This window comes from Empedobacter sp. UBA6745 (genome assembly GCF_002453775.1).
GTDB classification, from domain to species: domain Bacteria; phylum Bacteroidota; class Bacteroidia; order Flavobacteriales; family Weeksellaceae; genus Empedobacter; species Empedobacter falsenii_C.
Genome location: NZ_DKHL01000056.1, coordinates 1 through 5,530 on the forward strand (window position 1 = coordinate 1; position 5,530 = coordinate 5,530).

The 5,530-nt window shown below is 27.6% G+C and carries 2 protein-coding genes; both read right to left on the reverse strand.

Annotation, left to right across the window (positions count from 1 at the left end; all coding sequences use genetic code 11):
* Window positions 1-128: 128 nt before the first annotated feature.
* Complete coding sequence (locus B4H69_RS15380; protein WP_291094795.1) at window positions 129-2,555, reverse strand: ATP-binding protein; 2,427 nt, start codon at window positions 2,553-2,555, stop codon at window positions 129-131.
* Between the two features lie 324 nt (window positions 2,556-2,879).
* Window positions 2,880-3,185: a helix-turn-helix domain-containing protein gene (locus tag B4H69_RS15385; RefSeq protein ID WP_291094797.1), complete on the reverse strand. Its 306-nt coding sequence runs from the start codon at window positions 3,183-3,185 to the stop codon at window positions 2,880-2,882.
* Window positions 3,186-5,530: the final 2,345 nt, after the last annotated feature.

The following is a 5,530-nucleotide window of genomic DNA, read 5'->3' on the forward strand; positions in this document are numbered from 1 at the left end:
AAATACAAATCTAATAGCTTGCCGAAGTATTAAAGAGGTTTTATATTTTATTCTTTTCTTAATTTAAGAAATTTTGAAAATCATTTCTAGTTACACGAGCAATACGAATACTTAATTACTAGCTGTAGTTAATTATTTTTTAACCAGCCTTTTTCTTCAAATAATTTTTTTGAATATTCTTCTGGGTTAAGTTTATACGTTAAATCTTGTTTTAAGTTTAATAGTTTTAAATTATTTTCTTCGAATGTTAAACCTAAAGTTACTATCTCAAAAGCATTAGTGTAATTTCTTAAATTCCTAGTTAAGTTCAAAGCTTGATTATATGCAGTTATTGCATTTGAATGTATTTGTGTAGGAGTTAATTTTTCATTTTTATAATATGATTTTTCAAAATGATTATTAGCTAAATTTGCTTTATTGTGCTTATCATCTTTATTGTAAAAATAATTAATGTCCTTTGCTTGTGCAGCTAATGATTGTCCTAATCCCAAATGTGCTCTATTATTATTTTCTTCCATTTTAAGAACATTTTGAAAATATCCAATTGCTTCAACAATCATCTCTTTTGATGTTTTATTTTTACCAACTCTATTTTTTAGAACCAAATATCCCAATTCTAGATAAGCTTCAATAAAATTATTATCTAAATCGATAGCGATTAAAAACTCTTGTTTTGATAATGCAAATTTATCTGGATGAAAACTATTATCTTGTATTTTACCTTTGATGAGATATAAAAATGGAAATTTATTATTCTTTTTTATTAATTCATCAATTAATAAAATTGCATAGTCATAATCAAAATTAGAAATTGATAACGCTCTCAATGCCTCATTTGAAGCTACTTTTTCTTTATGGTTATTTGCATTAGAACGGGATAATAATTGTATACTACTTAAATCACCGTTAGAAAATGCTTTTCTTTCTTGTATAAAATTTTCAAATTTTTCTAATATTTCTTTCTCATTTGATAAATCTAAAAACTTCTTAATGTAAATTTTTGCTAAGTGAGGTAGTGTGTAACCAATTGTTTGTTCACTATTTTTAAATGATAAAGCTAACGAAATTGATGATAGTTTTGGTAAAATATTGAATCCTATTTCATCAACATTTAATTCAGAGATATAAGATAAATCATCTGCTGTTAATAAATCTTCTCTATCAGATAATGAAAGAAGATAAATGATAGTACATTCTTCATTATTTAGTTTATTTATAGACCCTTCAAAACAAAAAGTTAAAATGTCGTGGTATGCGTCACCACTTTTTAAATTAGCTATAACATTTTGTATTGGTGTGTTTTGTGATATTTGATGAGTGATTAACTGACCTGCCAGTGGCATACCTTTCGTATATTTATATAATTCAGACAAGTAATTCTCGAATAATTCTGAAAACTTATTTTCAGAATTAGAATAAAATCTATACTGAGAATTTAAAAATTCAGGAAACTCTAATTCTTCTTTAAATCCTTCTAAGTTAATCCTCGCCATATAAAAGTCGCCTAAAGTTTCTCTAGTAGTTAAAATTGCTTTAGAATTAATTGGAAATTTCTCTAATAAATTTAATAAATCAGAATCGTTTAAAGTTTCCAGATTATCAACTATCAATAATACTTTATTTTTCTCTAAAAAATTTAATACAATATCTTCAAAATCTTCGTTCTCAATATCTTCATTGACTAAATTATTTTCTAAAATAAATTTATATATATCTAATATTAAGTCATTATAATTTGATATGAATTCAGTTATGTCAGTAATACCTTTAGGTGTATAACGATTTCTTTTTGAACTAGTCCAAATTATGAATTCAAAATCATTTTTAAAATCAGTATTCTCGATTAACTGCTTACAGAAATAATGTACAAAACTTGTTTTTCCAATCCCTCCAATTCCATCTATTTGAATAATTCGATTATTAGGATTCAATAATTTTTCATACAAATCAGTAATGTATTTTTTTCTTCCAATGAACTCATTATAAATATTTGTTTGATCTAATATGTTTTCAATAATTCTAAATTGATTGGATTTTTTTTGATAAAATAGCTTATCAGCTTTTATTGAACGACTTCCTCTTCTACAATAAATATCGTTTTTTCTGAATGCGAAGTCATTCGCTTCTTTTTTATTTTGTCCCCAAGTTTTCTTTTGGAATTGACCATCTTTTTTGAAAATTAAAATTTTCTCACAAGGCTCAATGTAAATAACAAAAAAGGCTTTATTATCTAATTCTACAATATTACTTATAATATTAATTTCGCCATCAACATATTCATCTATAATGTTGTAAATTGTTGCATCATCTACATCATCATCGCTTCTATCATCTAAGCCTACCCATTCACCATTATTATTAACTCCAAAAATGATATAACCACCTTTAGAATTTGCGAATGATTTCAAATCTTTAATAAACTCTACTTTAGATTTTTTATCACTTACTTTATAAATTTCCTTAAAATCAATTTCAGTTGATTCTGCTTTAAGTTTTAATTCTTTTATTTTTTGTATAGTTTCTTCTGATACAAGTTCTATTTTTGATAGATTCATTTATGCTTTATCGTTTTTAGAATTACGTCTAATGACTGCAAGTATTTTTACTTAGTAAAATATAGTTTCGTAAAAAAAACTATGTCTTGACTTTGTAAAATTAATCCCAAATATACAAACAAATCTAATTTATAACCATTATTGTGTAAATAAGTAAAGGGCTTCTATATAGAAGCCCTTTACTTATATTAATTTACGTATAAATAAAAAACTCAGGTGAACTTTTAACCTAAAATCTAACACCTGAGTAATAAATGAACGTCATGCCTATGACTTATAGGCATTTCGAATTTAAGATTTTTATTTTAAACTAACCGTTTTTAATTATTTAATGTCTTTTACTTTTTTTACAAACTCCTCATATGTATCTGTTTTTTCATTGTCCCAGTTTGTTGGTTCTATTAAATCATAAATACTTACTCTTAGTAATTTTGCAATTTCAATTAGTTCTTCCAAAGAAGGTTGTCTTTTGTTATTTCGCCATTTAGATATTGTAAATTCAGTTTTACCAATAAATTTAGCAATGACTCTATTTTGTACATTTCTTTCTTTAAAAACAATATCTAATCGATTAATTTTCATATAATTTAAAATATTTATTAAAAAAGTTTGGCGTTTAGTGTCAAACATTGTATATTTGATATATGTTTAAAGCGACACAATTAGTTAAGGCTATTTGACTTAACGAAATGATGTCTCTCTATTCGGGAATAATCCGGTAAATTATAAGCCCTAGAGAGTACAAAAAGTCGCCCAATACACTGGGATTTTCATATATTTGCGATAATTCCAGAGGGCGATTTATGCGTTTGTACTTCATTGGGCAAGAGTTTACTCTAAAGGTTTTCTTACCGGATTTCCTCACGATAATGAAGGAGTGTAAATCGTTTCTCTGACTTTTTATTTCTACTTCTATCAAGAATAGAAGACATCGTTCCATAAAACCCAACACAAAATGAGAACGAAACAATTTCCATTCATCCGTAAAAAACCGCCAGACAAAGTCTGTTGGTGTTACTAATTCTTTTAAAGAACAAATCTCCGTTTTATAACATTTAACGGATCGTAAAGAAAAGGACTATCCTTTTTTTACACGCTCTCTATCAGAGCCTCGGTAAGGAGACTTTGACAGCTAGGTTATACTCTTTTTTTTCGCACATTAAAAGTAATGCCTTTCATATCATTTTCCAAATTTATTGGGGTTCTGCTACCTTTTATTTAGATATGAGACGTGAGATTTTAGTATTGAGATTTTAGAGTTGTACGATGTAAAAAGTACAATGTATTATGTATTTGAAAAAAGGATTAAAAAATGTCATATGATTTGGAGGCGAGTGTCAAAAAGTTGAAGTAAATGGTTAAAATATTTTACTGTTTGCGTAGCAAATGATTTAAAATATTGAATGGCTGAAACTAATTTTGACCGTCGAAAATCAAAGACAAGAGTTTTTTGTTTCGTTTTTTGCGCTCAAAAAATGAAAAAAGATTTCTTGAAATGACAGAATATTAGAGAAACAATGTGTTAAAAAGTGTTAAATCCCTGTATCGGTGTATATCCAAAATGACACTTTTCTGTATCCGCGCTGTATCCATTCTGTATCCATTGTATATGCGTTCCGTATGGTTTGTTCGAGGTTCGTGTATCGATGTTGAGTTGTAAAATGTAGTATGTATTAAGTAAAATGTACAATGTATGATGTATTTGAAAAAGGATTATAAAAATGTCATATGATTTGGAGGCGAGTGTCAAAAAGTTGATCGCCATGGTTAAAATATTTTACTGTTTGCGCAGCAAATGATTTAAAATATTGAATGGCTGAAACTTATTNNTTTTTCGTTAGTTTTTTTGACGAAAAAAAGTGACATTAAAAAAAGTGACATTTCGATACTATTTTCTTTTTCTATGAAACGAAAATCACTCAATGTGACAGCAAGAAAGAATAACACGTAAAACGTTAAGCGTAGACCGTATAACGTAAAAAGAAAAACCCCTTTCCCAAAAACAAAGTTGGCGCGATGTACAGGAAAAGGAGTGGCTTTTAAAACTAATGTTGAATTAAAAAACGTATGTAAAATCATGAAAGAGTAAACAGATTCACACTCTATCCCCCGAAGACAACACAAAGAGTATAAATGATCTTCATAAAGTGATTAGTGTTAATTTTTAGTTTTCATTTATTAATGTAATTTTTAAAACTTGTCAGAGGGGGATATTTTTAGGAGGAATATAGGATAAAAGTAGACGAGCTCACGCGAGCATGATAATAGAGATGAAATTCTAAATGGAATTTACGATAATTAGAAGTTCTCTATTTATTGCTTTTTGCTTGATCAAAAAGTAATCAAAAAATCAAGTCTTTGCTTACAAGTCGGTCAATAATGGCTACTCGCTAAATGCTTTGAATCATTCGCATATGAAATGCGAACATAAATCATTTTAACGCTCTTTACGCCTAATTGACACTCGACTTTTCAGCATTGACCGTTTCTAAACTCGTTGTTAAAAGTGAATTTGAGTATATAAATAAGAATTAAAAATCCGACGATTTAGAATCGAAATGTAATTCAACTCTAAATTATTGGAATAAAAAAGTTGGAGTGTTTGAGTGGAGTGAGTTGCCAACTTTATGGAAATAATTTATTTAGTTGAATCATTGAGAGACTACTGTCGGCATCTTTTTTTGTTTCGTTTTTTTGGATGCTCAAAAAAATGAAAGGAAGAAATTTTTCGACAAGCTAAGAATACCAACGAGATGAGATTCTGAGACAAGCCCAGAATGACAAAATCCGTTATAAAAAGTGAACTTGAGTATTAATAAGAATAAAAACGTAAAACGTTAAGCGTAAAACTTATAACGCAAAAAGATAAAACCTCCTTTCCCAAAAACAAAGTTGGCGCGATGTACAGGAAAAGGAGTGGCTTTTAAAACTAATGTTGAATTTTAAAAAACTATTGTAAAATTATGAAAAAATTT

Coding starts and splice junctions, on each gene's coding strand:
- B4H69_RS15380 (WP_291094795.1), bottom strand. CDS start 2,555: ATGAATCTATCAAAAATAGAACTTGTATCAGAAGAAACTATACAAAAA.
- B4H69_RS15385 (WP_291094797.1), bottom strand. CDS start 3,185: ATGTTTGACACTAAACGCCAAACTTTTTTAATAAATATTTTAAATTAT.